We start from the raw sequence: 24,777 nt of genomic DNA on the forward strand, positions 1-24,777 counted from the left end.
GCGGATCAGGCCGTCGCCGGGGTCGCCAGCGACTTCAGCGCCTCGGCCGCGATCGCGAAGGACCGGCGGCGCGCGGCGTGGTCATGCATCATGCCGGTGATCATCAACTCGTCCGGTTTGTAGCGGCGCAGGATCGCGGCGAGCCCGCGCTCCACCGTCTCGGGCGATCCGGTGGCCGAGACCGACAGCGCCTGCTCGACCTGCGCCATCACCGGCGGCGGCACCTCGTCCGACAGGTCCGCGCGCGGGCGCGGCAGCCGGCCCGGCCGCCCGGTGCGCAGCCGCGCAAAGGCCAGCAGTTGCGAGGAGCGCAGGAAACGCGCCTCCTCGTCGGTTTCGGCGGCGCAGACCCCGGCGGCGATCATCGCGTAGGGTCGCGCCAGCCAGGCCGACGGGCGAAAATCGCGCCGATAGGTCGCCAGCGCCTCGTCCAGCATCATCGGCGCGAAATGCGACGCAAACGCATAGGGCAGGCCGAAATAGGCCGCCAGCTGCGCCCCATAAAGGCTGGAGCCGAGGATCCAGACCGGTACATGCGTGCCCACGCCCGGGATGGCGCGGACCGGCGCGTTGTCCGGCATGTCGCCGAAGTAAGCCAGCAATTCCGCCACATCCTCGGGGAAACGGTCTTCCTGCGCCATGTTCCGGCGCAGGGCGCGGGCGGTGCCCTGGTCGGTCCCCGGCGCCCGCCCGATGCCGAGGTCGATCCGGTCGGGGTGCAGGGTCGCCAGCGTGCCAAACGCCTCGGCCACCATCAGCGGCGCGTGGTTGGGCAGCATGATCCCTCCGGCGCCGACGCGGATGCGATCTGTCGCGGCCGCGACATGGCCGATCAGCACCGCCGTCGCGGCACTGGCAATGCCCGGCATGTTGTGATGCTCGGCCAGCCAGAAGCGGTGATAGCCCAGCGCCTCGGCATGGCGGGCCAGATCGGTGGTGTTGGCCAGCGCATCGGCCACCGTCGCGCCCTCGGCCACGGGCGACAGGTCGAGCAGGGAAAAATTGTGCATGCGGATCTCCTTGCCGCAAAGCTAAGCCCCGGCGGGCGGGTGTTCAAGCGCCCGCCTCCGCCGGCGCATCGCTGCGGGTGTCAGCCGGCGGCCGCTTCAGTCCGTCGGCGCCAACGGTGCATCAGGTCGTCGCCGCAGGGCGTGGCCTCGATCAGCTCATAGGGCCGCTCGCCGATGGTGGTCACGCCCATGCCGGCCAGCCCGGCGGTGCCGTCGGCGCCAAACGCGCGACCGGCGGAAAACACCACCAGTTCGTCCACCAGCCCGGCCTGCAGCAGGCTGGCGCCCAGCCCGCCGCCGCCCTCGCACAGGACGCGTGTCAGGCCGCGCGCGCCCAACTGCGCCATGGCGTTCACGATATCGAGCCGCACCAGCGGATCGCCGTCGCAGCGGATCGTCTGCGCCCCGCGCCGCGCCCAGGCGTTGCGCGTCGCCGGCGCCGCCTTCGGCCCATGCAGCAGCCAGACGGGCGCCGCACTCAGGCTGCGGCCCAGCCGGCTGTCGACAGTCAGCCCCAGCCGGCTGTCGGCGACGATCCGCACGGGTTGCCAGTCAATGCCCAGGTCGCGCACGCGCAGGTCGGGATCGTCGGCACGCGCGGTCCCGGCCCCGACCAGCACCGCATCGTGATTGGCGCGCATCAGGTGAACGCGCCGGCGGGCCGCGGCCCCGGTGATCCAGCGGCTGGCCCCGCTGGAGGTGGCGATCCGCCCATCCAGCGTCAGCGCCAGCTTCAGCGTGACCCAGGGCCGCCCCTGGCGGATACGGCACAGGAAACCGGCATTCGCCGCGGCCGCCTCGGCCGCCGCGACCCCCTCGGTCACCTCGATCCCCGCGGCGCGCAGCATCGCGTGCCCGCGGCCACTGACCCGGCTGTCGGGATCGGTCAGCGTGGTGACGACGCGGCCGACCCCGGCCGCCGCCAGCGCCCCGGCACAGGGCGGCGTCGCGCCATGATGCGCGCAGGGCTCCAGACTGACATAGGCGGTGGCGCCGCGCGCCGCCGCGCCGGCCTGCGCCAGCGCCACGGTTTCGCCATGAGGGCGCCCGCCGGGCTGCGTCCAGCCGCGGCCGATGATCCGGCCGTCGCGGACGATCACGCAGCCCACCGCCGGGTTCGGCCAGACCCGCCCCAGCCCCCTCCGCCCCAGCGCGATGGCCAGACGCATGTAGCGAAGATCGGTGTCCTGCGTCATCTCCTGCGGCCGACCGGGCGCCTGCCCAGGGGTCACTCCTCGGGCGCGGTCTGCGGGCGCAACTCGGCGACGAAGCGGTCGAAATCGTCGGCGGCCTGGAAGTTCTTGTAGACACTGGCGAAACGCACATAGGCGACGGTGTCGATGCGCGCCAGAGTCTCCATCACGATCTCGCCGATCAGCCGCGACGGCACATCGGTATCGCCCAGGCTTTCCAGCCGCCGCACGATGCCCGACAGCATCTGGTCGATCCGCTCGGGCTCGATCGGGCGTTTCTGCATCGCGATACGGACCGAGCGTTCCAGCTTGTCGCGGTCGAAGGGCTCGCGCTTGCCCGAGCTCTTGACGACCACCAGGTCGCGCAGCTGCACCCGCTCATAGGTGGTGAAGCGGCCGCCGCAGGCCGGACAGAAACGACGCCGGCGGATGGCGACATGGTCTTCGGCAGGGCGCGAATCCTTGACCTGGGTATCGACGTTTCCGCAGAACGGGCAGCGCATGACCTCTCCCTTGGCGTGGCGGCGGCAATAGCCACAGCGACTATAGGGAGCAGCCAACAGATTGGGTAGTCGAAAAATTCGACCCCCAGATCATGCTGGCGGGCTGTTGCGGAGTGACCTCAGTTGAGCACGACGATCCGCATGTTGTCGGTCCCCTCGGCGCGCACCATGTCGAACAGCACCCGCGCATTCTCGGGGTGCAGCCGGACGCAGCCTGCGCTGGCCGGACGGCCCAGGCGGCCGACCTGATCCGTGCCGTGGATCGCGTAGTGCCCGTCGTAGAAGATGGCAAAAGGCATCGGCGCATTGTCGTAGCGGCGCGAGCGGTGATTGCGCGAAAGCCACTGCGCGGTCCATTCGCCGGTGGGCGTGATCTTGCCCCGGCGCGCGGTCGAAACCGGCCATTCGTGGATCAGCTGGCCGTCCTCGTAGACATGCATGGTCTGGCTGGCGATGCTGACCCGGGCGACGATGCGGTCGGCCTGCGCGGCAGCGGGCAGGCAGACCGAGGCAAGCACCGCGAACGCGGCGCGACGGAAAAATGTCAATCGAAGCCCCCAGGCAAAAAATGCAATGGACTCAAATTGGCAGACGCCGGTTCAAGGATCGTAAACGCCGCCCCGCCCCGTCAAGCACGAAACACGCCCGCCGCTGCACCCCGTCGCCCGGCAACGGCTGGCGGGCGCGAAAACCTTTCCAAAAGGTTGCGATCACGGAGTATGTGTTTGTTTTTCAATTAGATGATCGACGGTCCGCTGGCGGACCGCGCGCGATTCACCCCTCCGCGCGGCTCAGGCGGCCTCGATGCGCCCGTCCTCCAGGTGCAGCCGGCGGTCCATCCGCTCGGCCAGCGCCAGGTTGTGCGTGGCGATCAGCGCCGCCAGCCCGGTACTGCGGACCAGGTCCATCAGCACCCCAAAGACCTGGTCCGAGGTGCCGGGATCGAGGTTCCCCGTCGGCTCGTCCGCCAGCAGGATCTGCGGCGCATTCGCCATCGCCCGGCAGAACGCCACCCGCTGCTGCTCGCCGCCCGACAGCGCCGCGGGGCGGTGGTCGGTCCGGTCGGCCAGTCCCACCTGCGCCAGCAACCCCCGCGCCCGCTCGGCGGCCGGCGCGCGGCCGGCACCGTTCGCCAGCTGCGGCAGGGCCACGTTTTCCATCGCGGTGAATTCCGGCAGGAGGTGGTGGAACTGGTAGACAAACCCCACCCGGTTACGCCGTGCCATCGTCCGCGCGTCGTCGCCCAGCCGGCTCATGTCCTGCCCGTCGATCACCACGCGCCCCGCATCCGGCTGATCCAGCAGCCCCGCGATATGCAGCAAGGTCGATTTCCCCGCCCCCGACGGCGCGACCAGCGCCACCACCTCGCCGCGCTGCAGGGTCAGGCTCGCCCCGGCCAGCACGCGTACGGGTTCGGCCAACCCGCGCTTGTAGGTCTTCTCGATCGCGTCGAGTTCCAGCACCGGATCACTCATAGCGCAGCGCCTCGACCGGGTTCATCCGCGCCGCCCGCCGCGCCGGGAACAGCGTCACGCTGAACGACAGCCCCAACGACAGCCCGACCGCCCGCGCCACGTCCCACGCCCGCAACTCGGCCGGCAGCGCATAAATGCCGCGGATCGACGGGTCCCAGACATCGCCGCCGGAAAAGTAGTTCACAGCTGTAAAAATCGGATCGATATAGATGGTGAATAGCACGCCCAAGATCACCCCGAAGATCGTGCCCAGCACCCCGATCGACGCCCCGCAGATGAAGAAGACGCGCATCACCGCCCCCTCGGTCAGCCCCATCGTGCGCAGGATGCCGATGTCGCGGCCCTTGTTCTTGACCAGCATGATCAGGCCCGAGATGATGTTCATCGCCGCGATCAGCACCAGGATCGACAGGATCACGAACATCACGTTGTCCTCGATCGTCAGCGCCCGCAGAAACCCCCCGGCGCTGTCCCGCCAGGTCCAAAGCATCGCGCGCTCGCCCGCGGCCTGCAGGATCGGCAGGCTCAGCGCCTCGATCCGGTCGGGATCGGCGACCATCACCTCCAGCTCGTCCGCCACCCCGTCGCGGTTGAAATAGATCTGCGCCTCGGAAAACGGCAGGTAGACCCGCGTGCGGTCGATGTCGTAGCGCCCGGCGGTGAAGATGTAGACGACCTCGAAGGCCGACACCCGCAGCGAAGTGCCGAACGCCGTCTGCGCCCCGTCGGGCGAGATGATCCTGATCCGGTCGCCCACCACCACGCCCAGTTCGCGCGCCACGCCCGATCCGATGGCGATGCCCTCGTCGAACCGGCCGATGTCGCCCTGCGCCTCCTCGGGGTTGGCGACGCGGGGAATGGTCAGAAGGTCGTCGTGGCGGATGCCGAACACCTCGACCCCGGCGGAGCCTTCGTCGCGGCTGGCCATCACCTGGCCCTTGATCAGTGGCGCGACCCGCGTCACCCCCGGTACCGCCGCGATCCGTTCGGCCATCGCGTCGAAGTCCTGAAGCGCCCGCGACACCCGCCCGTCGTCATCGACCTGCGCCGAGGCGTAGATCGTCACATGCGCGTTCGCGCCCAGGATCGTGTCCACGAACTCGGCCCGAAAGCCCGAACGCACGGCCAGCGTGGCGATCAGCGCGAAAACGGCCAGCGTGATCCCGATCAGCGAGATCCAGGTCATCACGCTGACCCCACCCTCGGCGCGCCGGGCGCGCAGATAGCGCCAGGCGATCATCCATTCGAAAGCGGCGAAGGGGCGGGTCTTGCCGGTCATCCTGCGGTCCCGTCTGAGGCGCGCGCACCCTTGGCAGAATGCGCGCCGGGGTCAAGGGCGGACGTGGCGCCGACCCGCCCGGCGACGGGATCGTGACCCGCCCCGGCGCGGCTATAGCGGCATGCGGTAGACGATGAACGACGACCGCGGCACGATCGTGTCATAGAGCGAGCGCGCCGCGCCGTTGTATTCCTGCGTCTGCCAGTAGAGGCGGAAGGCCCCGGCCTTCCGCGCCGCGTCCTCGCAGGCCAGGATCAGCGCCCGCGCCGCGCCAGCGCCGCGCGCGTCCCGGTCGACATAAAGGTCCTGCAGATAGGCGATGGGCTGGGTCGACCAGGTCGAGGCATGGAAGAGGTAGTTGCAGATGCCGACCACCCGCCCCTCGTGCTCGGCCACCAGGCAGGCCATGTCGCTGCCCTCGTCGAGAAGCCGCGCCCATGTCGCCGCCGTCGCCGCCTCGGGCACCGCGGCGCGGTAGAATTTCAGATACCCGGCCCAAAGGCGGCGCCAATCGGCTTCGTCCTGCGGGGTGGCGGGTCGGATCACGGGGTCGGAACCGGACTGGGTCATGGGCGCCTCCATTTGCCGGCAGGCTAGTCGGCGCAGGGCGGGCCGGCAAGGGATTTCGGCGCGACCCGGGGAAGCGCATAAATTTGTGCACCTTGCCAAGCCTCTGGTTTCTAATGATGAAACGACGCCGTTAACCTCAAGGAAAGCTTTGGGCCGGCGGGTGGAATCGGCACCGGGCGGGCCTGGAGGCGACGCGCAATCGCGCCGGTCACACCGCGCCCACGCTCCAGCAAAGGCTCGAACGCGGCGCGCGGTATGTCGCGCCCATCCGCCCCGCACCCAGCGTCTCGCCGCCGCCCCCGGAAAGCGAAAAGGGCGGCCCGCGAGCCGCCCTACCCATTCCGGTCGCGCCTCAAGGCTCAGGCGTTCGCCCGCGCCTTGCGCCGCGCCGCCACGCCCAGCCCGCCAAAAGCCGCGAGCAGCAGCCAGCCGGCTGCGGGGAGGGGAATTGGTGCGAGTGCGGTGAACTCGCCCCGGGTCTGGCTACCGCCAAAGGTCGCTGAACCTGCGAAGACGATATTCGAGGAACTCGAGTTGAACAGCAGGTAGACGCCGGGATCGAAGTCGAAACGATCGTCGTTGTTAAAGTCCTGCAGCAGGGTCGTGAGGCCGAGGGCCTCGAACTCGTCCCCCGAATACGACAAGGCCGACGCCGATCCGTTCCGCAACCCGAGAATGGCCCCCCCGTTGCTGGTGACCGAAGCAAAAATGCTGTCTGCATCAAAGGTGTCGCCTGCAGCACCGCTGCGAATACGGATTTGACCAATGCGGTCAGCTGTCGGTGCGCCAAGCAGATTAGCCTGCTCTGCAGTTAGGGTGAACACGCCCGCATTCGTCACAGTTGCGAACTGCGCGATGTAGGTTGAGGCATTGGCCGCACCAGACAGGGCCATCGCGCCGGCGACTACGATTAGTCTAAGATACTTCATTGTTCTTGCTTCCTCACGTTGCACTACTTTAACTGGCGACAACCCATACCCGGTACCATTACCCTGAGACGGCTCCACCCTGGTGAGCAATGCCCGGGCGGCGTGACCCCGGCAAGTGGAAAACGGCAACTTGATTAAATTTGTCAGGGGCTTGGCGCCGTCTGGTTGTCCAGCCACCAAGCCCTCTCTCGCAGGTTGCGTGCGAAACTTCAGTGGCTGCGCGCCGGGCGAATTTGGCACGCTCACGGACCTGTGACCGAGCGACTTCGCGTCGCGTCGATCCGGTCCCGCCGGCGCTACCTTCCGCGTTCGTCGCGGGATGTGGCAAGGCGTCCCCGCAGTGCTGGAAAGGGCCGCACGGGTGTTGAAATCCGGTTAACAAAAAAATCGAAACCGAACGGAGTCAATGCCTTGGCCGATTGCTCAAGCTTGAGCACCCGCCCGTTCAGACCCCGTCGTAGATCTCGGCCAGCCGGGCGACGGCGGCCTCGGGCGACATCTCCTCGCTCTCGCCGGTGCGGCGGCTGGTCAGTTCGACCTTGCCTGCGGCGAGGCCCCGCGGCCCCACCGTCACCCGCCACGGCAGGCCGATCAGGTCCTGCGTGGCGAACTTCGCCCCCGCCCGCTCAGAGGTGTCGTCGTAGAGGGGCTCGAGCCCGCGGGCCTTCAGCGCGCCGTAAAGCCCCTCGCAGGCCGCGTCCGTCGCCGCGTCCCCCTGCCGCAGGTTGACGATCCCGGCGTGGAAGGGCGTCACCCCCTCGGGCCAGATGATGCCGCGGTCGTCGTGGCTGGCCTCGATGATCGCGCCCAGCAGGCGGGAAACGCCGATCCCGTGGCTGCCCATGTGGACGGGCACACGCTCGCCCTTGTCGTTGACCACCACCGCGCCCATCGGCTCGGAATACTTGGTGGCGAAGTAGAAGATCTGCCCGACCTCGATTCCGCGCCCGACCTTGCGGTGCGCCTCGGGGACATCGGCGAAGGCCGCCTCGTCATGCGTTTCGTCCGTGCGGGCATAGAGCGAGGTGAACTCGCCACAGACCGCCGCCACCTGGTCGCGGTCGTCGTAGTCGACGTCGCGCGCGCCCAGCTTCAGACCGGTCACCCGGTCATCGTAGAAAACCTCGGACTCGCCGGTCTGGGCGAGGACAAGGAACTCATGCGTGTTGTCGCCGCCGATGGGACCACTGGCCGCGCGCATCGGAATCGCGGTCAGCCCCATCCGCTCGTAGCTGCGCAGGTAGCTGACCATGTGGCGGTTGTAGGCGTGTAGCGCCGCGTCCTTGTCGATGTCGAAATTGTAGCCGTCCTTCATCAGGAACTCGCGCCCGCGCATGATGCCGAACCGCGGGCGGATCTCGTCGCGGAACTTCCACTGGATGTGGTAGAGCGTTAGCGGCAGGTCCTTGTAGCTGGACACGTGGCTGCGGAAGATGTCGGTTATCATCTCCTCGTTCGTCGGCCCGTAGAGCAGGTCGCGCTTGTGCCGGTCGCGGATGCGCAGCATCTCGGGGCCGTAGGCGTCGTAGCGCCCGCTTTCCTGCCACAGGTCGGCGGGCTGCAGCGTCGGCATCAGGAGCGGGATGTGCCCTGCGCGCGCCTGCTCCTCGTGCACGATCGCCTCGATCCGGCGCAGCACGCGGTAGCCCAGCGGCAGCCAGGAATAGATGCCGGCGGCCTGCTGCTTGATCATGCCGGCGCGCAGCATCAGCCGGTGGCTGACGATCTGCGCCTCGGAAGGGGTTTCCTTCAGGACGGGCAGGAAATAGCGGGACAGGCGCATCGGACCCCCTTGGCAAGCGATTGCGCACGGGTTTAGGCGCTTGCGGCGCCCGCGGCAAGGGCGACACCGGGCGCGGCCGGGCCACGGGGGCGCCAGCCCCCGGCGTTCGCGCCCCCCTCGATGGGGGGCGCGAACGCGCCTCCGTCACCCGCGTCCGGCCGGCCGGTTCAATCCGCCCGCGAATCGCGCTAAGAGAGCACAAACCCCTGCGACGGAGCCAGGCGCATGCAGCCGCCCCCCACGCCTGTGCCTTCGCCATCTTCCGCGCCGCCACCCGCGCCGCCGCCCTCCGCCCCTGTCGATCCCGGGCCGCGCCCCTCGGACCGCGTCCTTATGGACTGGCTCTGGCGCGGCCATGTCCGCCAGCGGCTCGGCTTTCTTCTGGTCGCCGTCGTCCTGATGGCGATCGACGGCAGCATGCTCGGCGCGCTCTCGCTGATGATCGAGCCGCTTTTCGACGAGGTTCTGGTCGGCGGGCGCGGCGGCCTCATCGGCGTCGTGGCCGCGGGGATCGCCGGGGTCTTCATCATCCGCGGCGTCACCTCGCTGATCCACAAGACGATGATCGCCTGGCTCTCGGAAAAGGTGATGGCCGAGTTGCAGCAGCAGCTTCTGGCGCATCTGATGCGGCTCGACCACGGGTTCTTCCACCGCCATCCGCCCGGCGCGCTGATCGAACGTGTGCGCGGCGACAGCCAGGCGATGGGCGGGCTGTTCACCGCGGTTCTGCCGAAGCTGGCGCGCGACGGGATTTCGGTGGTCGCCCTGCTGGGCGCGGCGATCTGGATCGACTGGCGCTGGACGCTGATCGCGCTGCTGGGCATCCCGCTTCTGATCCTGCCGATCATGGTGCTGCAGCGGATCGTGCGGCGGATGGGGGGCGACGCACGCATTTCGGCCGCCGATGCCGCGACGCGCCTGGACGAGATCTTCCACGGCATCTTCACCATCCAGCGCAGCGGGCTGGAGCGGCACGAGGCCGGCCGCTTCGAGCGCGTGCTCAGCCGGTTCCGCAAGGCGCAGGTGCGCACGGTGGCGGGCGGCGCGGGCATGGGGTCGCTGGCCGATCTGGTCGCGGCGATGGGCTTCGCGCTGGTCCTGATCTACGGCGGCGCGCAGATCGCGGCGGGCGAGCGGACGGTCGGGCAGTTCATGGCGTTCTTCACCGCTTTTGCGTTACTTATCGAGCCGTTGCGCAGCCTGAGTGCGCTGAACGGGGCGTGGCAGACGGTGTTGGCGAGCCTGGAGCGGGTGTACGGGCTGTTGCAGATCCGGCCGCGGATCGCCCAGCCGACGCCGCCGCTGGCGCCCCTGCCCACGCGGTCCCAGACGACCGTCCGGTTCGAGGGGGTGGAGTTCGCCTATGACAGCGAGCCAGTGCTGCGCGGCTTCGATCTGGAGGCGCGGGCAGGGCAGACGACGGCGCTGGTCGGTCCCTCGGGGGCGGGCAAGACCACGGTCTTCACGCTGCTCACGCGGCTGGCCGATCCGCAGGCCGGGCGCATCACCATCGGCGGGCACGACATCGCCCGGATGGACCTGCGCGGGTTGCGCGACCTCTTCGCCGTGGTCGCCCAGGACAGCGCGCTCTTCGACGAGACCCTGCGCGACAACGTGTTGATGGGCGCGACCGGCGTCAGCGACGCGCGGTTGCGCGAAGTCCTTGATGCGGCTCATGTTTCCGAGTTCGCCGCGCAACTGCGCGAGGGGCTGGAAACCCGCGTCGGACCGCGCGGATCGGCGCTCTCCGGGGGTCAGCGGCAGCGCGTCGCGATTGCCCGCGCGCTCTTGCGCGACGCGCCGATCCTGCTTCTGGACGAGGCGACCTCGGCGCTCGATGCGCGCTCGGAATCGCTGGTGCAGGAGGCGCTGGACCGGCTGGCGGAGGGGCGCACGACGCTAGTGATTGCCCATCGGTTGACGACGGTGCGGCGGGCGGACAAGATCGTGGTGATGGAGCGCGGCGTGGCCATCGAGGAGGGCGATCACGCCACGCTGATCGCCCGCAGCGGCGCCTATGCGCGCCTGCATGCACTGCAATTTTCGGGCCCCGAAGCGGGTCAGCCCCCCCCCGGTTGAGCGACGTTCCGACCGCGCAAAACCCCCGCCGGCAGGGGGCTGGCAAGGGGCTGGCAAGCGTATGGCAAGCGTATGGCAGTTTCGCGCGTTGCGTTCAGACGCCGGTAGGGAACCGCCCCGGCGCACCCGCGTCCGCGCCACGGGGCGGGTGGGTGGGCGTGGCGTGGACGCGGGTGCGGGTGCGGCGGGGCCCGGCGGCGGCGGGTCCGTCCGGGCCCCGTTTGGCCGTCTGGCGCGATCAGTCCAGCGGGGCCGGGGCTGTCGGGGCGCCGGTGTCGCCGACCGCGGGGGCCGGAAGGTCCGAACGGTCGCGGAAGGTGTATTCCGGTGCCGCGTCGGCTTGCTCGCGCGTCAGGTCCATCTGGATCTCGCGCGCATCGAAGTCGATCTGCAGTTCCTCGAAATGGACCGCGATCTGTTTGGCCCCGATGCCGAGGAAGCCACCGACGGCCAGGATCGCGGCGCTGATCTCGTTCGTGTCCTCGTCGAAGATCAGGTCGTTGATCCGACCGATGTTCTCGCCTGTGCGCGAGTAGACCCGCGAACCGGTGATCCAGTCGACGCGCAACTCGTTCGGCGCCTGTTCGCGCACGATCGCCTCGCTGGGCGGTGGCGCTGTGTCCTCGGTCGCTTCCATCGGCGCGGCCTCGGGTTCAGACTGGGGCTCAGACTCGGACTGCGTATCGGGCAGGGTATCGGCCTGCTCGGTATCGGCCTGGTCGACATCGGTCTGGTCGACATCGGTCTGGTCGGTATCGGTCTGCTCGTCGGCAGGCGGGTCCGCAGGTATCTGGGTGGCGGGGGGATCCTGCGCCAGGGCCGATCCGATCAGGAACGGCGCGATCAGCGCGGATGTGGAAAGAAGGGTACGCATGTCATCCTCCAGCTCGGTTGATGTGGCGCGCCCCGGCATGGGGCATGCCACTGGGATAGAAGTTCAATCCTCAAACCTGACGCGGGTTCCCTCCGCGGAAAGGCATCGGCAAACATCCGCCACCCTCGCCGAAGGGCCGGCGCGGCCCCTGCGCCGGACCGCGCCTCAGGCGCGCCGCATCCTCAGGTCGTGGAAAAGCGCGATGGCGACGCCGATGACATAGGCCGGGATGATCGTGTAGAGGCCGACCTGGGCGGCGGCCATTTCGCAGCGGCCGGCGCTGCCGGGCCCGCAGGCGCCCGCCAGATGCCCGGCGGCAAGCACGCCCAGCGCCGCCCCCAGCGGCAGCACGATCATCAGGACCAGGCCAAGGGCCACGGCGCGCAGCACGACCCACAGGAGGCGGGGGGATCGACGCGCGGTCATAACCCCGGCCCCGCCGGACGGAAACGCCGCGGAAGGCAGCGGTCAGTCAGGCCCGGATGCACCTGAACCCCTGGCGCCGGTGGAGTGCAGGCAGCTATCGGCAGGACGTGAGCGACTGGCAAGTTGCACATTCCAACCCTCCGCCGCGATACGCATGTTCGGGTTGTATCATACACGGTCCGCTTGAGCAAAATCAAGCGGGGTCGATACGGGTAACCGACCAATTGCGCAGGTTACTCCGCCGGTTCGCGCACGTCCCCGCGCGGGCGCGCCGGGGCCAGGACGATGGGGAAGGTGACGCGGAAGGCGGCGCCGCCCTGGCCGGGGACATAGGTGATGTCGCCGCCCAGGTTGACCATGATCTCGCGGCAGATGGCCAGTCCCAGACCGGCGCCGCCAGCCTTGTGGGTGTCGGTCAGGCGCCAGAACTTCTCGAAGATCAGGGCCTGGCTTTTCTTCGGAATGCCCGAGCCGTTGTCGATGAAATCGACCGAGACCTTCGGGCCGCGCCGGCGCACGGTGATGCGCATGACCGGGGCTTCGGCGTCGCAATACTTGCGGGCGTTCGACAGCACGTTGATGAAGACCTGCGTCAGCCGCCCGGTGTCGGTGCTGAGCGCGATCTGCTCGTCGGCGGGGTGGCGCAGGATGCGGAAGTCGCGCTGCGGCAGGACCGAGTTGGAGGCGGTGATCGACTTGTCGATCAGCTCCGACAGGTTGGCCTGCCCGATGTCGAGGTTGACCTGCCCGTGTTCCAGCACGCTGAGGTCCAGCAGGTCGTCCAGAAGGCGGGTCAGGCGGATGCTTTCGTCGTGGATGATGCGGGCGTACTTGGTCTGCTCCTCGCCGGTGATCTCGTCGTCCATCAGGATCTCGGAGAAGGCGCGGATCGAGGTCATCGGCGTGCGCAACTCGTGGCTGATCTGGCTCAGGAAGCTGTCCTTCTGGATGCTCAGCTTCTGCAAAAGCTCGTTCGCCTCGCGCAACTGGCGGGCGGTTCGGGCCAGTTCCTCGGACTTCGCCTCCAGCTGCGCGGAATGTTCCATGATCTGCGCGGTTTCCGACGCCACCGCCATCAGCGCCTCGACCGAGACGATGGCGCCGCCGGTGATCTGGGCGATCATCGCATGGGCGGTGGCGGTGCCGACGGAACTGGCCAGTTTCAACTCCAGCTTGTCGAGGAAGGCGGGCGTCGGGTCGGGCAGGTAGCCCTGCTTGCCCTGCTCGGCGGCCTCGGCCTGAAAGAAGCTCTGCGCCTCGGTCGCGCCCATGATCCGCTGGGCCATGGCCAGCAGGTCCTCGGCCTCGGGCTCGATCCGCGACTGCGGCGGCATCCAGCCGCGCGTGGCGTCGCCGTCCTGCGACAGGGCGAAGGCGTTGACGAACTGCGCGCCCTGAAGCCGCTCCATCGGGCCGGGGAAGCTGAGCAGCGAGCCGGCGAGGAAGGCGGTGGCGTTCAGGCCCAGCGACCAGAAGAGCGCGTGCAGCAGCGGGTCGAGCGTGCCGACGCCGAAAAGCGCATGCGGGCGCAGCCAGGAGATGCCGAAGGCGCCCTCGGCCATGACGCGGGCGGGGACCAGGACATCGGGGCCGAAGGAGGGCAGGAAGAGCGCGTAAAGCCAGACCAGCGCGCCGGTGACCAGCCCCGCCGCCGCCCCGACCCGCGTCGCCCCGCGCCAGTAGAGCGCGCCGATCAGAACCGGCAGGACCTGCGCCATGCCGACGAAGGCGATGAGCCCGATCGCCGCCAGCGCCGCGCCCCCGCCCGAGACCGCGTAGTAGAGATAGCCCAGCGTCAGGATGATGCCGATGGCGAAGCGGCGCGAGTTCAGCACCAGCCCGCGCACGTCGCCCTGCATCCGCCCGCCGCGCGCCCGGTGCCGCAGCCAGAGCGGCACGACGATATGGTTCGACACCATCGTCGAGAGCGCGATGGAGGCGATGATGACCATCGAGGTCGCCGCCGAGAAGCCGCCGAGGAAGGCCAAGAGCGCCAGATCCTCGCGCCCCATCGCCAGCGGCAGGGAGAGGACGAACATGTCGGGGTTCTTGCCTTCCGGCATCAGCTCCAGCCCCATCACCGCGATGGGCAGCACGAAAAGGCTCATCAGGATCAGGTAGAGCGGGAAGGCCCAGGAGGCGACGGCGAGGTGGCGTTCATCGGCGTTTTCGACGACCAGCACCTGGAACATGCGCGGCAGGGTGGCGATGGCGATACCGGCGAGCAGCGTCAGCCCCAGCCAGCGCCCCGGCTGGATCGTCCATTCCACGCGCGAGGCGGCCTCGATCCGGGTCAGCACGTCGGCGGGGCCGTCCGCCAGCCCCCAGACGACGAAGGTGCCGACGGCCAGCAATGCCACCAGCTTGACCACCGCCTCGACCGCGATGGCGATGACGACGCCGTGGTGCTGTTCCTTGGCGTCGAGGTTGCGGGTTCCGAAGAGGATGGTGAACACCGCCAGCCCCGCCGCCACCCAGAGCGCAAGCTGGCGCGCCGCCATGCTGTCGTCGCCGGCAAACGCCTCGAACGAGAGCGCGATGGATTGCAACTGCAGCGCGATGTAGGGCGTGGTCGCGGCCATCGCCAGCAGCGTCACGATCACGCCGAGCGCGTTCGACTTGCCGTAGCGCGACGAGATCATGTCGGCGATCGAGGTGACGCTGTGCGCCTTGCCGACGCGCACCAGCTTGCGCAGAAGCCACCACCAGCCGACGAAGACCAGCGTCGGGCCGAGGTAGATCGTGGCGAATTCCAGCCCCGAGCGCGCGGCGTAGCCGACCGCACCGTAAAAGGTCCAGGCGGTGCAGTAGACCGACAGCGACAGCGTGTAGACCAGCGGCGAGCGCAACAGGCGGAAGGGCCGGCCCTGCACGCGCGCCATCTCGGCCCGGCGTTCGGCCGCCCAGGCGATGGTGAACAGAAAGGCGACGTAGAAAAGCGCGGCGAGGATGAGCAGGTTGAGGCTCATGGCGCGCGTCCCGGCGCCTCCGTCGGGGCCGTGTTGTCGGTTTCGGCGTTCTCGGTTGCGGCGTGCGAACTTTCGTCCGTCCTGTCGGGGGGCGGCTGTACCGGGGGCGGCGGCGGCGTTTCGGTCCGGCGCAAGGGGCCCGCCAGCAGCGCCGCCGCGACGATCAGCAGCGCCCAGACCGTGAAGACATAAAGCGCCTCGGCCGCGGCGTTGGGCGCGCGGTCGATGCGCCAGAGCGCCGGCAGCAGTAGCAGCACCAGCCCGATCACCGGCAGCGCGCGCGCGCCGTCCATCAGCCGCCGGCGGCGATAGGATTCACGTTCCAGGAAAAGCGGCGGGCGCGGCCGGCTCATGCGCCGACGAGCTGGCGCACCGCGGCCAGCAATTCCGCATTGGCGAAGGGCTTCGCCATGTAGAGCGACGCGCCCGAGCGCATGGCGATCTCGCGGTCGGTGGCGTGCCCCTTGGCGGTCAGCACGATCACCGGCAGTCCGGCCAACGCGGGCCGGGCGCGGATCGCCTGCAGCACGTCCAGCCCGCTGCGCCCCGGCAGCATCACGTCGAGGATCGCCAGCGCCGGCGCCTTGCTCTCGATCAGGTCGAGCGCGTCATGCCCGTCACCGCGGCTGAGCACGTCCCAGCCATCGCGGTGCAGGATGAAGCGGATCGCTTCGGAGATGTTCGGCTCGTCCTCGAGCACGAGTACCAGTCGGCCCCGGCCATGTCCGGTGCCCGGCGCTTCCGCCCTGTCCGCAGCCGCCCCCCGCGGGGCGCAGTCGTTCTGCGCCATGCTGCTCACGCCCTCCTCCGGCGTTGCGCTGCCCCCGATGCCCCTTCCCTTGATCTATTGCGGGAAACGGTGCGCATGTCAAAGCCCGTGACCGGATCGGTCGGCCCCGATCATCCGGCGACGATCGAGGGTTCGCGGCGGGCGATGCAGTCGAGGCGCGGGCAGATGCGGCAGTTCGAGCCGACGTAAAGATGCGGCAGCGCCGCCGGGGTCTCGCCCAGGGTCGCCGGGGTGGCGGGCGTCAGCAGCATGCTGGCACGCAGCACGACGGGCGGTGCGAAGCCGGCGGGCACGCTCGGCTCGGCCAGCGCGAAGGCCAGGAAACGCGGCGCCGGGCGGCCGGGAAATTCGACCAGAGCCGAAAGCGGCCGAAGCGGACTGACCAGCGCCTGATAAAGGGGCCAGACCGGGCAGGCACCGCCGAAGCGCGGCAGCGTTAGCCCCTCGATCGGGCGGCGCCGGGTGAGCGTGCCGGAGCCGTCGCATTCGACGAGGCCGAAGCGCGGCAGCCCGCTACCTTCCGGCAGGGTGGCGAGCCGCCGGAACAGCCGCACCAGCGGCACGCCGAGGTCGCGCGCCAGCCGCTCCGGATCAAAGCCCTGCCCGCCGTCCAGCGTCGCCCGCAACGCCGCGACCAGGCGCGCCAGCGGCAGTGCGCGCGCGTCGGCATGCGCCTCGGCCAGCCAGGCGCGGGCCATTTCGCGCGCCGCCTGGCTGGCCAGTTCCGCCTCGCCGCGGGTCAGCGCGTGGAAGTCGGGCGCGGCGGATTTCTCGACCGCCTCGATGCGGTGATCGTGGCGCGCGAGCCAGCTTTCCAGTTCCTCCAGCGGCGCGGCAAGGCCCGTCTCCTCGCCCGAGGTGTCGAGATAGGCCACCAGCGCCTCGGCGGCGCGGGCCATGCGTTGCGAATCGGCATGGATGTTGGCGTGGAACTTGCCGCGCCAGTCCGCGTCCAGTTCCTCGGTCTCGACCAGGATCGCGGCGGTGGACTGCACCGCGGTCACCGCCGAGACGATCTCGTGCAGCGCGGCCGACAGGTTCGGGTCGTGCGCCATCCGGTCGCTGAAGCGTTCGATGGCGCGTTCCTGCGCCGCGACCCGCTGGGTCAGCGCGCCCAGCTGGCCGGCCCAGCCGGGAAAGCGGCCGACGAACTCCTCCAGCCGGTCCAGCTCGGGCAGGATGCCGGGGGCGGCCATCGCCGCCGCGGCGCGCAGCACCTCGACCAGCTCGTCCTCGGCGCCGCGGGCAAGGGTCTGCTCGGGGATGTTCAGCGCGCCGGCGATCGCGGTCAGCAGGGCCGGCCCGGGGCGGCGCTTGTTGTGCTCGATCAGGTTCAGATACGAGGGCGAGATGCCGGTGAGCCGCGCCAGTTCCGCCTGCGCGAGGTTGCGCGCCTTGCGCAACGCGCGGATACGGGTGCCGGAGAGCGAACTGCGGGGCATGGCTTTCTGTCGGGCCTGCGGCGCGGTCTGTCAATCTTTACACGCCCGCCGCGCGCCGCGAAATGACCTTTTCAGGCCCCGCCCCCTCGCGTATAAGGCCGCCGATCGGGCCGCGCCCCGCGCCGGCGCGCCCGCCAGATAACCGAGGACCGCGAATGAGCACCGATCGCATCACCGCCGACGTGGCCTTCATCCAGGCCCTCGCCGAGCTGTTGAACGACAACGCGCTGACCGAGATCGCGGTCAAGCGCGAATACGGCGAGAACGACACGCTGAACGTGAAGGTGTCGAAGCAGGCGCCGCAGCCGGTGATGATGCACGCCCCCGCACCCGCCGCAGCGCCCCCCCAGACGCAGGGCGCCCCCGCCGCGACCGAGCGTCCCGCCGCCTCCACCGCCGCCACCGATCCGGCCGATCACCCCGGCGCGGTCACCTCGCCCATGGTCGGCACCGCCTACCTCGCGCCGGAGCCGGGCACCGACGCCTTCGTCGCGGTCGGCGATCAGGTCACGGTGGGTCAGACGCTGTTGATCATCGAGGCGATGAAGACCATGAACCAGATCCCCGCCCCGCATTCGGGGACGGTGAAGCGCATCCTGGTCGTCGACGGCACGCCGGTGGAATACGGCGCGCCCCTGATGATCGTGGAATAGGCGGCGGGAATGTTTTCCAAGATCCTGATCGCCAACCGCGGCGAGATCGCCCTGCGCGTCGTTCGCGCCTGCCGCGAGATGGGCATCGCTTCGGTCGCGGTGCATTCGACCGCCGATTCCGACGCGATGCACGTGCGCATGGCCGACGAGGCGATCTGCATCGGTCCCGCCTCCTCGACCGACAGCTACCTGAGCGTGCCGGCGATCATCTCGGCCTGCGAGATCACCGGCGCCGAGGCGATCCACCCGGGCTACGGGTTCCTGAGCGAGAACGCGAATTTCGTCCAGATCGTCGAGGACCACGGCCTGACCTTCATCGGCCCGCGCGCGGAACACATCCGCATCATGGGCGACAAGATCACCGCCAAGGAAACCATGCGCAAGCTGGGCGTGCCCTGCGTGCCGGGGTCCGAGGGCGGCGTGCCCGACCTGGAGAGCGCGCGGCGCGTCGCCGCCGAGATCGGCTATCCGGTGATCGTCAAGGCCACCGCCGGCGGCGGCGGGCGCGGCATGAAGCTCGCCCGCTCGGCCGAGGAACTGGACAACGCCTTCGGCGGCGCGCGGCGCGAGGCCAAGGCCGCCTTCGGCAACGACGAGGTCTATATCGAGAAGTACCTGGGCCGGCCCCGGCATATAGAGATCCAGGTCTTCGGCGACGGCAAGGGCAACGCGGTCCACCTGGGCGAGCGCGACTGCTCGCTGCAGCGCCGCCACCAGAAGGTCCTGGAAGAGGCGCCGGGCCCGGTCATCGACGCCGAGACGCGCGCCCGGATCGGCAAGGTCTGCGCCGATGCGGTGGCGGCGATCGGCTATGCCGGCGCCGGCACGATCGAGTTCCTCTACGAGGACGGCGAGTTCTACTTCATCGAGATGAACACCCGCCTTCAGGTCGAACACCCGGTGACCGAGGCGATCTTCGGCGTCGACCTGGTGCGCGAGCAGATCCGCGTCGCCTCGGGTCAGCCGCTGTCCTTCGCCCAGGACGAGCTGCAGATAAACGGCCATGCGATCGAGGTGCGGATCAACGCCGAGAAACTCCCGAACTTCTCGCCCTGCCCGGGGCTGGTGAACACCTTCCATGCGCCGGGGGGCTTGGGCGTGCGGATGGATTCGGCGATCTACGCGGGCTACCGCATTCCGCCCTATTACGACAGCCTGATCGCCAAGCTGATCGTCCACGGCCGCGACCGGCCCGAGGCGCTGGCACGGTTGCGCCGGGCGCTGGGAGAGCTGATCATCGACGGGATCGACACCACCGTGCCGCTGTTCTTCGACCTGCTTGCCCAAGACGAGATCCAGCGCGGGGACTACACGATCCACTGGCTCGAGTCCTACCTGGCCCGCCCGCAGGGGTAATGGCCCGATGCGGTTGACGTCCGAGCAGGTGCTGGGGGCCTATGCGCGCGGGATATTCCCGATGGCGGCCAGCGCCGAAAGCCCGTCCCTCCACTGGTTCGAGCCGACCTGGCGAGGGGTGCTGCCGCTGGACAGGTTTCACGCCTCGCGCTCGCTGATCCGCAGCCTGCGGCGCGGCGACTGGCGGTTTTCCTGCGACCGGGATTTCGCCGGCGTTCTGGCCGGCTGCGCCGACCGGGAGGAAACCTGGATCAACGCCGAGATCGCGCAGATCTTTCTCGAACTGCACGCCCAGGGCCACGCGCATTCGATCGAGGTGCGCAGCGAAGCGGGCGATCTGGTGGGCGGGGTCTACGGTCTGGCGCTGGGGGCTGTGTTCTTCGCGGAAAGCATGTTCTCGAAGCGGACCGATGCGTCCAAACTGGCGCTGGCGGAACTGGTCGCGCGGCTGCGCCGCGGCGGTTTCCAGCTGCTCGACACGCAATACCTGACCGAACATCTGGCCCGGATGGGCGGGACCGAGGTGCCGCGCAGCGCCTACCGGGTGTATCTGCGCCAGGCCTTGTCCGTCGAAGCCGACCCTGCCGCCGCGTTCGCGCCCGAAAACCCCGAAACCGCATCAGGCGCCTACTGGCAGCCGATCACCCAGACATCGTAGCGCACGTGGTCCAGCGCATTCAGCGCCGGTGACGAGGCGATCATCCAGCCGCTGAAAAGCGCCTCGGCGTCGCGGGTATCCTCGATCTCGAGGAAGGCGAAGGCGTCGGCGGAGGGATTCTCGGCGGGATAGCGGCACTCGCGCAGGGTGATGCGCAGCCGGCCGTAATCCACCTGCTCTCCCGCGGCGATGCGCAGTTCGGTCGTCTCGCCCGCGATCCGGTCCAGCCCGCGCAGGATCACCGTCGACCCCGGCGCCATTTCCTGCCCCTGCGAGGGCGAGGTCAGCAGCAGCGAAAGGGCAAGCGCGCGAACGATCATCGGGACCCGCCCCGCGCGCTGTGCAGGCAGCAGCAGATGCTCATGGCCGGTTGGCCCGGAAAAAGCGGCCGCGCGTCCCCATCACTCGGGTCGCCAGGCCTCGTAGTCCTGCCGCTCCACCGGGGCGGGACGACGCATGGAGCCGGCGGGCACGTAGGCCGCGGGCGTGCCGGTCAGGTTTTCCACATGCGGCCGTTCCCAGGACTGGTGGCTCATCGCCTTCTCGCTCGGCGGTTCGTTCCAGGTGTGGTGCAGCCAGCCGTGCCAGTCGGGGCTGACCCGGCTCGCCTCGGCCTCGCCGTTGTAGATCACCCAGCGCCGCTTGCCGCCCTCCGACTGGTAGAAGATGTTGCCCTGATCGTCTTCGCCCACCCGCTGGCCGTACCGCCACGTGTGCAGCTGCGTGCCGACGGTCTGACTGTTCCACCAGGTGAGAAGCCGAAGCAGGAATTTCATGAGCCCGATCCCTTGCGTTGCCCGCGACATATGGCGCAAACGGGCGGCGAAAGAAAGCCCCGCCCGCCTGCCTGTCGCCTCAGTCCAGCACGCGGACGCGTTCCATGATGTCGGGCGCGCCCATCACCGCGCCGTTCGGCCCGGTGCCGCGCTTGATCGCGTCCAGCACGTCCATCCCGTCGGTGATCTGGCCCAGCACGGTGTATTGCCCGTTCAGGTGCGGGGCGGGCGCGAACATCAGGAAGAACTGGCTGTTGGCGCTGTCGGGCGACTGCGAACGCGCCATGCCCATGACGCCACGCGCGAAGGGCTCGTCCGAGAACTCGGCCGGCAGGTTCGGCATGTCCGAGCCGCCGGTGCCGGCGCGCGCGGTGTCGCCCTCGGCGCGGCCGAACTGCACGTCGCCGGTCTGCGCCATGAAGCCGTCGATCACGCGATGAAAGACGACACCGTCATAGGCGCCCGATTCGGCCAGCGCGATCACCCGCTCGACATGCTGCGGGGCCAGGTCGGGGCGCAGCGTGACCTCGATCACGCCCTCGGCCTGCCCGGCGACGGTGATTTCCAGGACCGGCGCATCCTCGGGCGCGGCGGTCTGGGCCTGGCCTTGCGCGGCGTTGAACGCATAGGCGCCCAGGACGGCGAAACCCAGCGCGAAGAGGCCGGCGAAAAGGAACCGATCACGCATCGGACGCCACCTTGACCGAGATCATCCGGTCCGGGCTGGTGGGGGGCTCGCCGCGGGTGATGGCGTCGACATGTTCCATCCCGTCGATCACCCGGCCGTAGACCGTGTACTGGCGGTTCAGGAAGTGGTTGTCGCTGAAGTTGATGAAGAACTGGCTGTTGGCGCTGTTGGGGTTCTGCGAACGCGCCGCGCCCAGCGTGCCCCGGTCGTGCGGCACGCCCGAGAATTCGGCCGGCAGGTCGGGCAGGTCCGACGCGCCGGTGCCGGCGCGGCGGATGTCGAAGCCCTGCTCGGCATTGCCGTGGGCGACATCGCCGGTCTGCGCCATGAAGCCCTCGATCACGCGGTGAAAGACCACGTTGTCGTAGGCGCCGGCGCGCGCCAGCTCCTTCATCCGCTCGGCATGTTTCGGGGCCACGTCGGGCAGCAGTTCGATCACGACGGTGCCGCCCTTCAGCTCCATCAGGATGGTGTTTTCGGGGTCCTTGATCTCGGCCATCGGGAATCCTTCCAGTTCGGTTCGCGCGAAACTACCCATCCCGGCGGGCAAGGGAAAGCCCCCCATCTGCGGCGCAGCGCCGCCCCGCCCGCAGAGCGGTTGACAGCCCGGCACGCGGCCGCAACAACACGGCGCGACGGGATGCAGGAGGCGGCGATGGGCTGGAAGACGCTGGAGGCGATGGATTTCGCGGGCAAGGTGGCGCTGGTGCGGGTCGACATCAACGTCCCGGTTTCGGACGGGCGCGTGACCGACACCACGCGCATCGACGCCGTCCTGCCGACGATCCGCGCCATCGCCGGCAGCGGCGGCAAGGTCGTGCTGCTGGCCCATTTCGGTCGCCCCAGGGGCAAGGTCGTCCCCGAGATGTCTTTGGCCCCGATCCGCCCGGCGCTGGCCGACCGGCTTGGTGCACCAGTGGCCTTTGCTGCCGATTGCACGGGCCCCGCCGCCCGCAAGGCCATCGCCGCGCTGCAACCCGGCGGGGTGCTCCTGCTGGAAAACACCCGCTTCCACCCCGGCGAGGAGGCAAACGACGCCGATTTCGCCGCCGAACTGGCTGCCTTGGGTGATGTCTATGTCGACGACGCCTTCTCGGCCGCGCATCGCGCGCATGCCTCGACCGAAGGCATCGCGCATCTGCTGCCGGCCTGCGCGGGGCTTTTGATGGCGGCCGAACTCAAGGCGCTGGAATCGGCCCTGACCGCGCCGGAACGTCCGGTGGTGGCCGTGGTCGGCGGTGCCAAGGTCTCGACCAAGATCGACCTTCTGCGGAACCTGGTGCGCAAGGCCGAGCATGTCGTGATCGGTGGCGGCATGGCCAACACCTTCCTCGCCGCGCAGGGCGTCGCCATCGGCCGCTCGCTCTGCGAGCCGGGCATGGAGGACACGGTGCACGAGATCCTCGCGCGGGCGGGCGAGGCCGCCTGCACGCTGCACCTGCCCCGTGATTTCCGCATCGCGCAGGACCTCGAGCCCGGGGGCGAAATGCGCATCGCCACCGACTGCCCGCCCGACTGGATGATCCTCGATGCCGGGCCGGATAGCGTGGCGGACATTTGCGCGGTCTTCGACCAATGCCGGACGCTGGTCTGGAACGGCCCGCTCGGCGCGTTCGAGGTGGCGCCCTTCGACACCGCCACGGTCGAGGCCGCGCGCCACGCCGCCGAGCTGACGCGCGCGGGCAAGCTGGTCACGGTCGCCGGCGGCGGCGACACGGTCGCCGCGCTCAACCAGGCCGGGGTCGCGCGCGAGTTCAGCTATGTCTCGACCGCCGGCGGCGCCTTTCTGGAATGGATGGAGGGCAAGACCCTGCCCGGCGTCGCCGCGCTTGATCGCGGATAGGTCGCAGCCGGACCTTGGCAGGGCGCGCGCAGGCCTTATCTTCGCGCGATCCCTTGGCCCGAGGATGCCATGACCGCCCCCGACCGCCCCGCCGCCGACCGCCCGACACCCGACCCCGACGATCCCAAGGGCCTGATCCGGGAAAGCTACCGCATCGAGGGCATCTCCGCCGCCGAGTGCCGCTCGATCCTTGTCGACTGGGCGCTGAGCCTGCCGGCGGGCGCGGACCCGCAGGCGGCAATGGCGCGCCTGCTGGATCGCTACGGCATGGAGGCCGGGGATCACCCGATGTCCCGGCTGCTGGGCGTGGGCGCGCAGACCCCGTCAGCGCAGCCCAGCCGGCGCGGCGGACGGGCCGGGCGCATGGCCCGCGACGGTTGAGGCCTCGGGCGCTGGACGCGGTCGCGCGCCGCGCTAAGCTCCTTGGATTGCGCCTGAAACCGAAAGAGACGAGGCTCCCGCTGTCCAACTCCTCCCTCCTGCTGCTCGCCGTTCTGGCGCTTGCCGTCGGCGCGCTGGCCGGCTGCGCCACGCTGATCGATTCCCGCGCAACGACGCGCGAAACCACTTGGGAGGCTGAAAATCCCCCCGTCGGCCGGCTGCTGGCGCTGGACGGCCGCCAGGTTCACGTGCTGGAGGCCGGGCGACCGCAGGGGACTGCCCCCGATATCGTGCTGATCCACGGCGCCAACGGCAATCTGCGCGACTTCACCTTCGACCTGGTCGACCGGCTGGCCCCCGACTGGCGGGTGATCGCGGTCGACCGTCCGGGCCTCGGCTGGTCGGACAGTTGGGGCGAGGCCGACAGCGATCCGCGCTTTCAGGCGCGCATCCTGCGCCACGCGCTGGCCGAGGTCGGGGTGACACGGCCGCTGGTGCTGGGCCATTCCTATGGCGGCGCGGTGGCGATGGCCTGGGCGTTGGAAGCGCCCGAGGATACCGCCGCGCTGGTCCTGCTGGCCGGCGCCACGCATCCCTGGCCGGGCGATCTGGGCTTCTGGTACCGCATGCACGACTCGGCGCTGGGGCGGTTTGCGCGCGCCGCGCTCGCCGCACTGGCCCCGAAATCGGTGGCCGAAGGCGTCCTTCAAGATGTCTTCGCCCCCGCGCCGATGCCGCCGGGATACTCCGAGCATTTCGGCACCGGGCTGGCGTTGCGCCGTGACCAGCAGGCGGCGAATGCCCGTCAGGTCAATGCGCTCCTTGAACATGTCAGCCAGATGCGCCCGCATTACGCCGACCTGACCCTCCCGATCGAGGCCGTGCACGGCGCCGCCGACACCATCGTCGGGCTCGAGATCCACTCGGCCGCGCTGGCCGGAGAGGTCGACAGCGTCAACCTGACCGTGATCGAGGGCGCGGGCCACATGCCGCATCACAGCCATCCGCAAGTCGTAATGGACGCGATCGACCGTGCCGCCCGCCGCGCCGGGCTGCGCTGAACGCGGCTTGATGCCGGCCCGGACTTGCAAGGCCGTGCC

General features: G+C 69.6%; 26 protein-coding genes. 7 read left to right on the forward strand and 19 right to left on the reverse strand.

Annotated features, from left to right (window positions below; all coding sequences use genetic code 11):
* Positions 1 to 5 precede the first annotated feature (5 nt).
* From IM708_RS03170 to proS, 9 genes are all read right to left on the reverse strand, one after another.
* Positions 6 to 1,010: an LLM class flavin-dependent oxidoreductase gene (locus IM708_RS03170; RefSeq protein WP_209424871.1), complete on the reverse strand. Its 1,005-nt coding sequence runs from the start codon at positions 1,008 to 1,010 to the stop codon at positions 6 to 8.
* Positions 1,011 to 1,090: 80 nt separating this feature from the next.
* Positions 1,091 to 2,206 carry a bifunctional diaminohydroxyphosphoribosylaminopyrimidine deaminase/5-amino-6-(5-phosphoribosylamino)uracil reductase RibD gene (ribD, locus tag IM708_RS03175; protein ID WP_245242967.1) on the reverse strand — a complete coding sequence of 372 codons (1,116 nt, stop codon included), beginning with the start codon at positions 2,204 to 2,206 and terminating at the stop codon, positions 1,091 to 1,093.
* Between the two features lie 32 nt (positions 2,207 to 2,238).
* On the reverse strand, positions 2,239 to 2,706 hold the full coding sequence (gene nrdR, locus IM708_RS03180) for a transcriptional regulator NrdR (RefSeq protein ID WP_209424872.1): 468 nt from the start codon (positions 2,704 to 2,706) through the stop codon (positions 2,239 to 2,241).
* Between the two features lie 119 nt (positions 2,707 to 2,825).
* Positions 2,826 to 3,254: a L,D-transpeptidase gene (locus IM708_RS03185; protein ID WP_245242968.1), complete on the reverse strand. Its 429-nt coding sequence runs from the start codon at positions 3,252 to 3,254 to the stop codon at positions 2,826 to 2,828.
* A gap of 243 nt (positions 3,255 to 3,497) precedes the next feature.
* The gene (locus IM708_RS03190; protein WP_209424873.1) at positions 3,498 to 4,181 is read right to left on the reverse strand and encodes an ABC transporter ATP-binding protein; all 684 of its coding nucleotides are present in this window, start codon (positions 4,179 to 4,181) and stop codon (positions 3,498 to 3,500) included.
* Positions 4,174 to 5,460 carry a lipoprotein-releasing ABC transporter permease subunit gene (locus IM708_RS03195; protein ID WP_209424874.1) on the reverse strand — a complete coding sequence of 429 codons (1,287 nt, stop codon included), beginning with the start codon at positions 5,458 to 5,460 and terminating at the stop codon, positions 4,174 to 4,176. Before IM708_RS03195 ends, IM708_RS03190 begins: the two co-directional genes overlap by 8 nt.
* Positions 5,461 to 5,571: 111 nt before the next feature.
* The gene (locus IM708_RS03200; RefSeq protein WP_209424875.1) at positions 5,572 to 6,030 is read right to left on the reverse strand and encodes a GNAT family N-acetyltransferase; all 459 of its coding nucleotides are present in this window, start codon (positions 6,028 to 6,030) and stop codon (positions 5,572 to 5,574) included.
* A gap of 359 nt (positions 6,031 to 6,389) precedes the next feature.
* A complete protein-coding gene (locus tag IM708_RS03205) occupies positions 6,390 to 6,959 on the reverse strand; it encodes a VPLPA-CTERM sorting domain-containing protein (protein ID WP_209424876.1) in 570 nt (189 codons plus the stop codon).
* 445 nt (positions 6,960 to 7,404) lie between these two features.
* Positions 7,405 to 8,742, reverse strand: a complete 1,338-nt coding sequence (gene proS, locus IM708_RS03210) for a proline--tRNA ligase (RefSeq protein WP_209424877.1) — start codon at positions 8,740 to 8,742, stop codon at positions 7,405 to 7,407.
* 225 nt (positions 8,743 to 8,967) lie between these two features.
* Here proS and IM708_RS03215 point away from each other — a divergent pair, with 225 nt between their 5' ends.
* On the forward strand, positions 8,968 to 10,821 hold the full coding sequence (locus tag IM708_RS03215) for an ABC transporter ATP-binding protein (RefSeq protein ID WP_209424878.1): 1,854 nt from the start codon (positions 8,968 to 8,970) through the stop codon (positions 10,819 to 10,821).
* A gap of 238 nt (positions 10,822 to 11,059) precedes the next feature.
* On the opposite strand, the gene IM708_RS03220 is transcribed toward IM708_RS03215, so the two are convergent.
* From IM708_RS03220 to IM708_RS03245, 6 genes are all read right to left on the reverse strand, one after another.
* Positions 11,060 to 11,695 (reverse strand): PRC-barrel domain-containing protein, encoded by a 636-nt coding sequence (locus IM708_RS03220; RefSeq protein ID WP_209424879.1) that lies wholly within the window; start codon positions 11,693 to 11,695, stop codon positions 11,060 to 11,062.
* Positions 11,696 to 11,860: 165 nt separating this feature from the next.
* Positions 11,861 to 12,121, reverse strand: a complete 261-nt coding sequence (locus IM708_RS03225; protein WP_209424880.1) for a hypothetical protein — start codon at positions 12,119 to 12,121, stop codon at positions 11,861 to 11,863.
* A 233-nt stretch (positions 12,122 to 12,354) separates the two neighbouring features.
* Positions 12,355 to 15,090: an ATP-binding protein gene (locus tag IM708_RS03230; RefSeq protein WP_209424881.1), complete on the reverse strand. Its 2,736-nt coding sequence runs from the start codon at positions 15,088 to 15,090 to the stop codon at positions 12,355 to 12,357.
* Entirely contained in the window at positions 15,087 to 15,443 is a 357-nt protein-coding gene (locus IM708_RS21655) for a hypothetical protein (protein WP_348524934.1), read from the reverse strand. The genes IM708_RS03230 and IM708_RS21655 overlap by 4 nt, the downstream gene beginning before the upstream one ends.
* The gene (locus IM708_RS03240) at positions 15,440 to 15,880 is read right to left on the reverse strand and encodes a response regulator (RefSeq protein WP_209425013.1); all 441 of its coding nucleotides are present in this window, start codon (positions 15,878 to 15,880) and stop codon (positions 15,440 to 15,442) included. Before IM708_RS03240 ends, IM708_RS21655 begins: the two co-directional genes overlap by 4 nt.
* 110 nt (positions 15,881 to 15,990) lie before the next feature.
* Positions 15,991 to 17,322: a helix-turn-helix transcriptional regulator gene (locus IM708_RS03245; protein ID WP_209424882.1), complete on the reverse strand. Its 1,332-nt coding sequence runs from the start codon at positions 17,320 to 17,322 to the stop codon at positions 15,991 to 15,993.
* A gap of 155 nt (positions 17,323 to 17,477) precedes the next feature.
* On the opposite strand from IM708_RS03245, the gene accB reads away from it, so the two are divergent.
* From accB to aat, 3 genes are read left to right on the forward strand one after another with little or no spacing between them, the layout of a single operon-like run.
* Positions 17,478 to 17,975 (forward strand): acetyl-CoA carboxylase biotin carboxyl carrier protein, encoded by a 498-nt coding sequence (accB, locus tag IM708_RS03250; RefSeq protein ID WP_209424883.1) that lies wholly within the window; start codon positions 17,478 to 17,480, stop codon positions 17,973 to 17,975.
* Between the two features lie 9 nt (positions 17,976 to 17,984).
* Entirely contained in the window at positions 17,985 to 19,331 is a 1,347-nt protein-coding gene (gene accC / locus IM708_RS03255) for an acetyl-CoA carboxylase biotin carboxylase subunit (RefSeq protein WP_209424884.1), read from the forward strand.
* A gap of 7 nt (positions 19,332 to 19,338) precedes the next feature.
* Positions 19,339 to 19,989 carry a leucyl/phenylalanyl-tRNA--protein transferase gene (aat, locus tag IM708_RS03260; RefSeq protein ID WP_209424885.1) on the forward strand — a complete coding sequence of 217 codons (651 nt, stop codon included), beginning with the start codon at positions 19,339 to 19,341 and terminating at the stop codon, positions 19,987 to 19,989.
* Here aat and IM708_RS03265 read toward each other — a convergent pair.
* From IM708_RS03265 to IM708_RS03280, 4 genes are all read right to left on the reverse strand, one after another.
* The gene (locus IM708_RS03265) at positions 19,959 to 20,309 is read right to left on the reverse strand and encodes a DUF2155 domain-containing protein (RefSeq protein ID WP_209424886.1); all 351 of its coding nucleotides are present in this window, start codon (positions 20,307 to 20,309) and stop codon (positions 19,959 to 19,961) included. The two genes, aat and IM708_RS03265, sit on opposite strands and share 31 nt — an antisense overlap.
* An 81-nt stretch (positions 20,310 to 20,390) precedes the next feature.
* On the reverse strand, positions 20,391 to 20,765 hold the full coding sequence (locus tag IM708_RS03270; RefSeq protein WP_209424887.1) for an NADH:ubiquinone oxidoreductase subunit NDUFA12: 375 nt from the start codon (positions 20,763 to 20,765) through the stop codon (positions 20,391 to 20,393).
* A 79-nt stretch (positions 20,766 to 20,844) separates the two neighbouring features.
* On the reverse strand, positions 20,845 to 21,453 hold the full coding sequence (locus IM708_RS03275; protein ID WP_209424888.1) for a peptidylprolyl isomerase: 609 nt from the start codon (positions 21,451 to 21,453) through the stop codon (positions 20,845 to 20,847).
* On the reverse strand, positions 21,446 to 21,952 hold the full coding sequence (locus IM708_RS03280; RefSeq protein WP_209424889.1) for a peptidylprolyl isomerase: 507 nt from the start codon (positions 21,950 to 21,952) through the stop codon (positions 21,446 to 21,448). Before IM708_RS03280 ends, IM708_RS03275 begins: the two co-directional genes overlap by 8 nt.
* Before the next feature lie 156 nt (positions 21,953 to 22,108).
* Between IM708_RS03280 and IM708_RS03285 the strand changes: the two genes are divergently transcribed.
* From IM708_RS03285 to IM708_RS03295, 3 genes are all read left to right on the forward strand, one after another.
* The gene (locus IM708_RS03285; protein ID WP_209424890.1) at positions 22,109 to 23,296 is read left to right on the forward strand and encodes a phosphoglycerate kinase; all 1,188 of its coding nucleotides are present in this window, start codon (positions 22,109 to 22,111) and stop codon (positions 23,294 to 23,296) included.
* Positions 23,297 to 23,365: 69 nt separating this feature from the next.
* The gene (locus tag IM708_RS03290; RefSeq protein WP_209424891.1) at positions 23,366 to 23,677 is read left to right on the forward strand and encodes a hypothetical protein; all 312 of its coding nucleotides are present in this window, start codon (positions 23,366 to 23,368) and stop codon (positions 23,675 to 23,677) included.
* 47 nt (positions 23,678 to 23,724) lie between these two features.
* Positions 23,725 to 24,738 (forward strand): alpha/beta hydrolase, encoded by a 1,014-nt coding sequence (locus IM708_RS03295; protein ID WP_245242969.1) that lies wholly within the window; start codon positions 23,725 to 23,727, stop codon positions 24,736 to 24,738.
* The last annotated feature ends 39 nt before the right edge of the window (positions 24,739 to 24,777 follow it).

Origin of the sequence: Pararhodobacter sp. SW119 (genome assembly GCF_017811755.1) — a bacterium.
GTDB lineage: Bacteria > Pseudomonadota > Alphaproteobacteria > Rhodobacterales > Rhodobacteraceae > Pararhodobacter.

Excerpts from the sequence above, each read along its gene's own strand:
- IM708_RS03215 (WP_209424878.1), top strand. The coding sequence starts at position 8,968 with ATGCAGCCGCCCCCCACGCCTGTGCCTTCGCCATCTTCCGCGCCGCCA.
- IM708_RS03280 (WP_209424889.1), bottom strand. The coding sequence starts at position 21,952 with ATGGCCGAGATCAAGGACCCCGAAAACACCATCCTGATGGAGCTGAAG.
- IM708_RS03270 (WP_209424887.1), bottom strand. The coding sequence starts at position 20,765 with ATGAAATTCCTGCTTCGGCTTCTCACCTGGTGGAACAGTCAGACCGTC.
- IM708_RS03275 (WP_209424888.1), bottom strand. The coding sequence starts at position 21,453 with ATGCGTGATCGGTTCCTTTTCGCCGGCCTCTTCGCGCTGGGTTTCGCC.
- IM708_RS03240 (WP_209425013.1), bottom strand. The coding sequence starts at position 15,880 with ATGGCGCAGAACGACTGCGCCCCGCGGGGGGCGGCTGCGGACAGGGCG.
- IM708_RS03195 (WP_209424874.1), bottom strand. The coding sequence starts at position 5,460 with ATGACCGGCAAGACCCGCCCCTTCGCCGCTTTCGAATGGATGATCGCC.
- IM708_RS21655 (WP_348524934.1), bottom strand. The coding sequence starts at position 15,443 with ATGAGCCGGCCGCGCCCGCCGCTTTTCCTGGAACGTGAATCCTATCGC.
- accB (WP_209424883.1), top strand. The coding sequence starts at position 17,478 with ATGAGCACCGATCGCATCACCGCCGACGTGGCCTTCATCCAGGCCCTC.
- IM708_RS03230 (WP_209424881.1), bottom strand. The coding sequence starts at position 15,090 with ATGAGCCTCAACCTGCTCATCCTCGCCGCGCTTTTCTACGTCGCCTTT.
- IM708_RS03190 (WP_209424873.1), bottom strand. The coding sequence starts at position 4,181 with ATGAGTGATCCGGTGCTGGAACTCGACGCGATCGAGAAGACCTACAAG.
- IM708_RS03245 (WP_209424882.1), bottom strand. The coding sequence starts at position 17,322 with ATGCCCCGCAGTTCGCTCTCCGGCACCCGTATCCGCGCGTTGCGCAAG.
- IM708_RS03170 (WP_209424871.1), bottom strand. The coding sequence starts at position 1,010 with ATGCACAATTTTTCCCTGCTCGACCTGTCGCCCGTGGCCGAGGGCGCG.
- IM708_RS03205 (WP_209424876.1), bottom strand. The coding sequence starts at position 6,959 with ATGAAGTATCTTAGACTAATCGTAGTCGCCGGCGCGATGGCCCTGTCT.
- accC (WP_209424884.1), top strand. The coding sequence starts at position 17,985 with ATGTTTTCCAAGATCCTGATCGCCAACCGCGGCGAGATCGCCCTGCGC.
- nrdR (WP_209424872.1), bottom strand. The coding sequence starts at position 2,706 with ATGCGCTGCCCGTTCTGCGGAAACGTCGATACCCAGGTCAAGGATTCG.
- ribD (WP_245242967.1), bottom strand. The coding sequence starts at position 2,206 with ATGACGCAGGACACCGATCTTCGCTACATGCGTCTGGCCATCGCGCTG.
- proS (WP_209424877.1), bottom strand. The coding sequence starts at position 8,742 with ATGCGCCTGTCCCGCTATTTCCTGCCCGTCCTGAAGGAAACCCCTTCC.
- IM708_RS03285 (WP_209424890.1), top strand. The coding sequence starts at position 22,109 with ATGGGCTGGAAGACGCTGGAGGCGATGGATTTCGCGGGCAAGGTGGCG.
- IM708_RS03220 (WP_209424879.1), bottom strand. The coding sequence starts at position 11,695 with ATGCGTACCCTTCTTTCCACATCCGCGCTGATCGCGCCGTTCCTGATC.
- IM708_RS03200 (WP_209424875.1), bottom strand. The coding sequence starts at position 6,030 with ATGACCCAGTCCGGTTCCGACCCCGTGATCCGACCCGCCACCCCGCAG.
- aat (WP_209424885.1), top strand. The coding sequence starts at position 19,339 with ATGCGGTTGACGTCCGAGCAGGTGCTGGGGGCCTATGCGCGCGGGATA.
- IM708_RS03225 (WP_209424880.1), bottom strand. The coding sequence starts at position 12,121 with ATGACCGCGCGTCGATCCCCCCGCCTCCTGTGGGTCGTGCTGCGCGCC.
- IM708_RS03265 (WP_209424886.1), bottom strand. The coding sequence starts at position 20,309 with ATGATCGTTCGCGCGCTTGCCCTTTCGCTGCTGCTGACCTCGCCCTCG.
- IM708_RS03290 (WP_209424891.1), top strand. The coding sequence starts at position 23,366 with ATGACCGCCCCCGACCGCCCCGCCGCCGACCGCCCGACACCCGACCCC.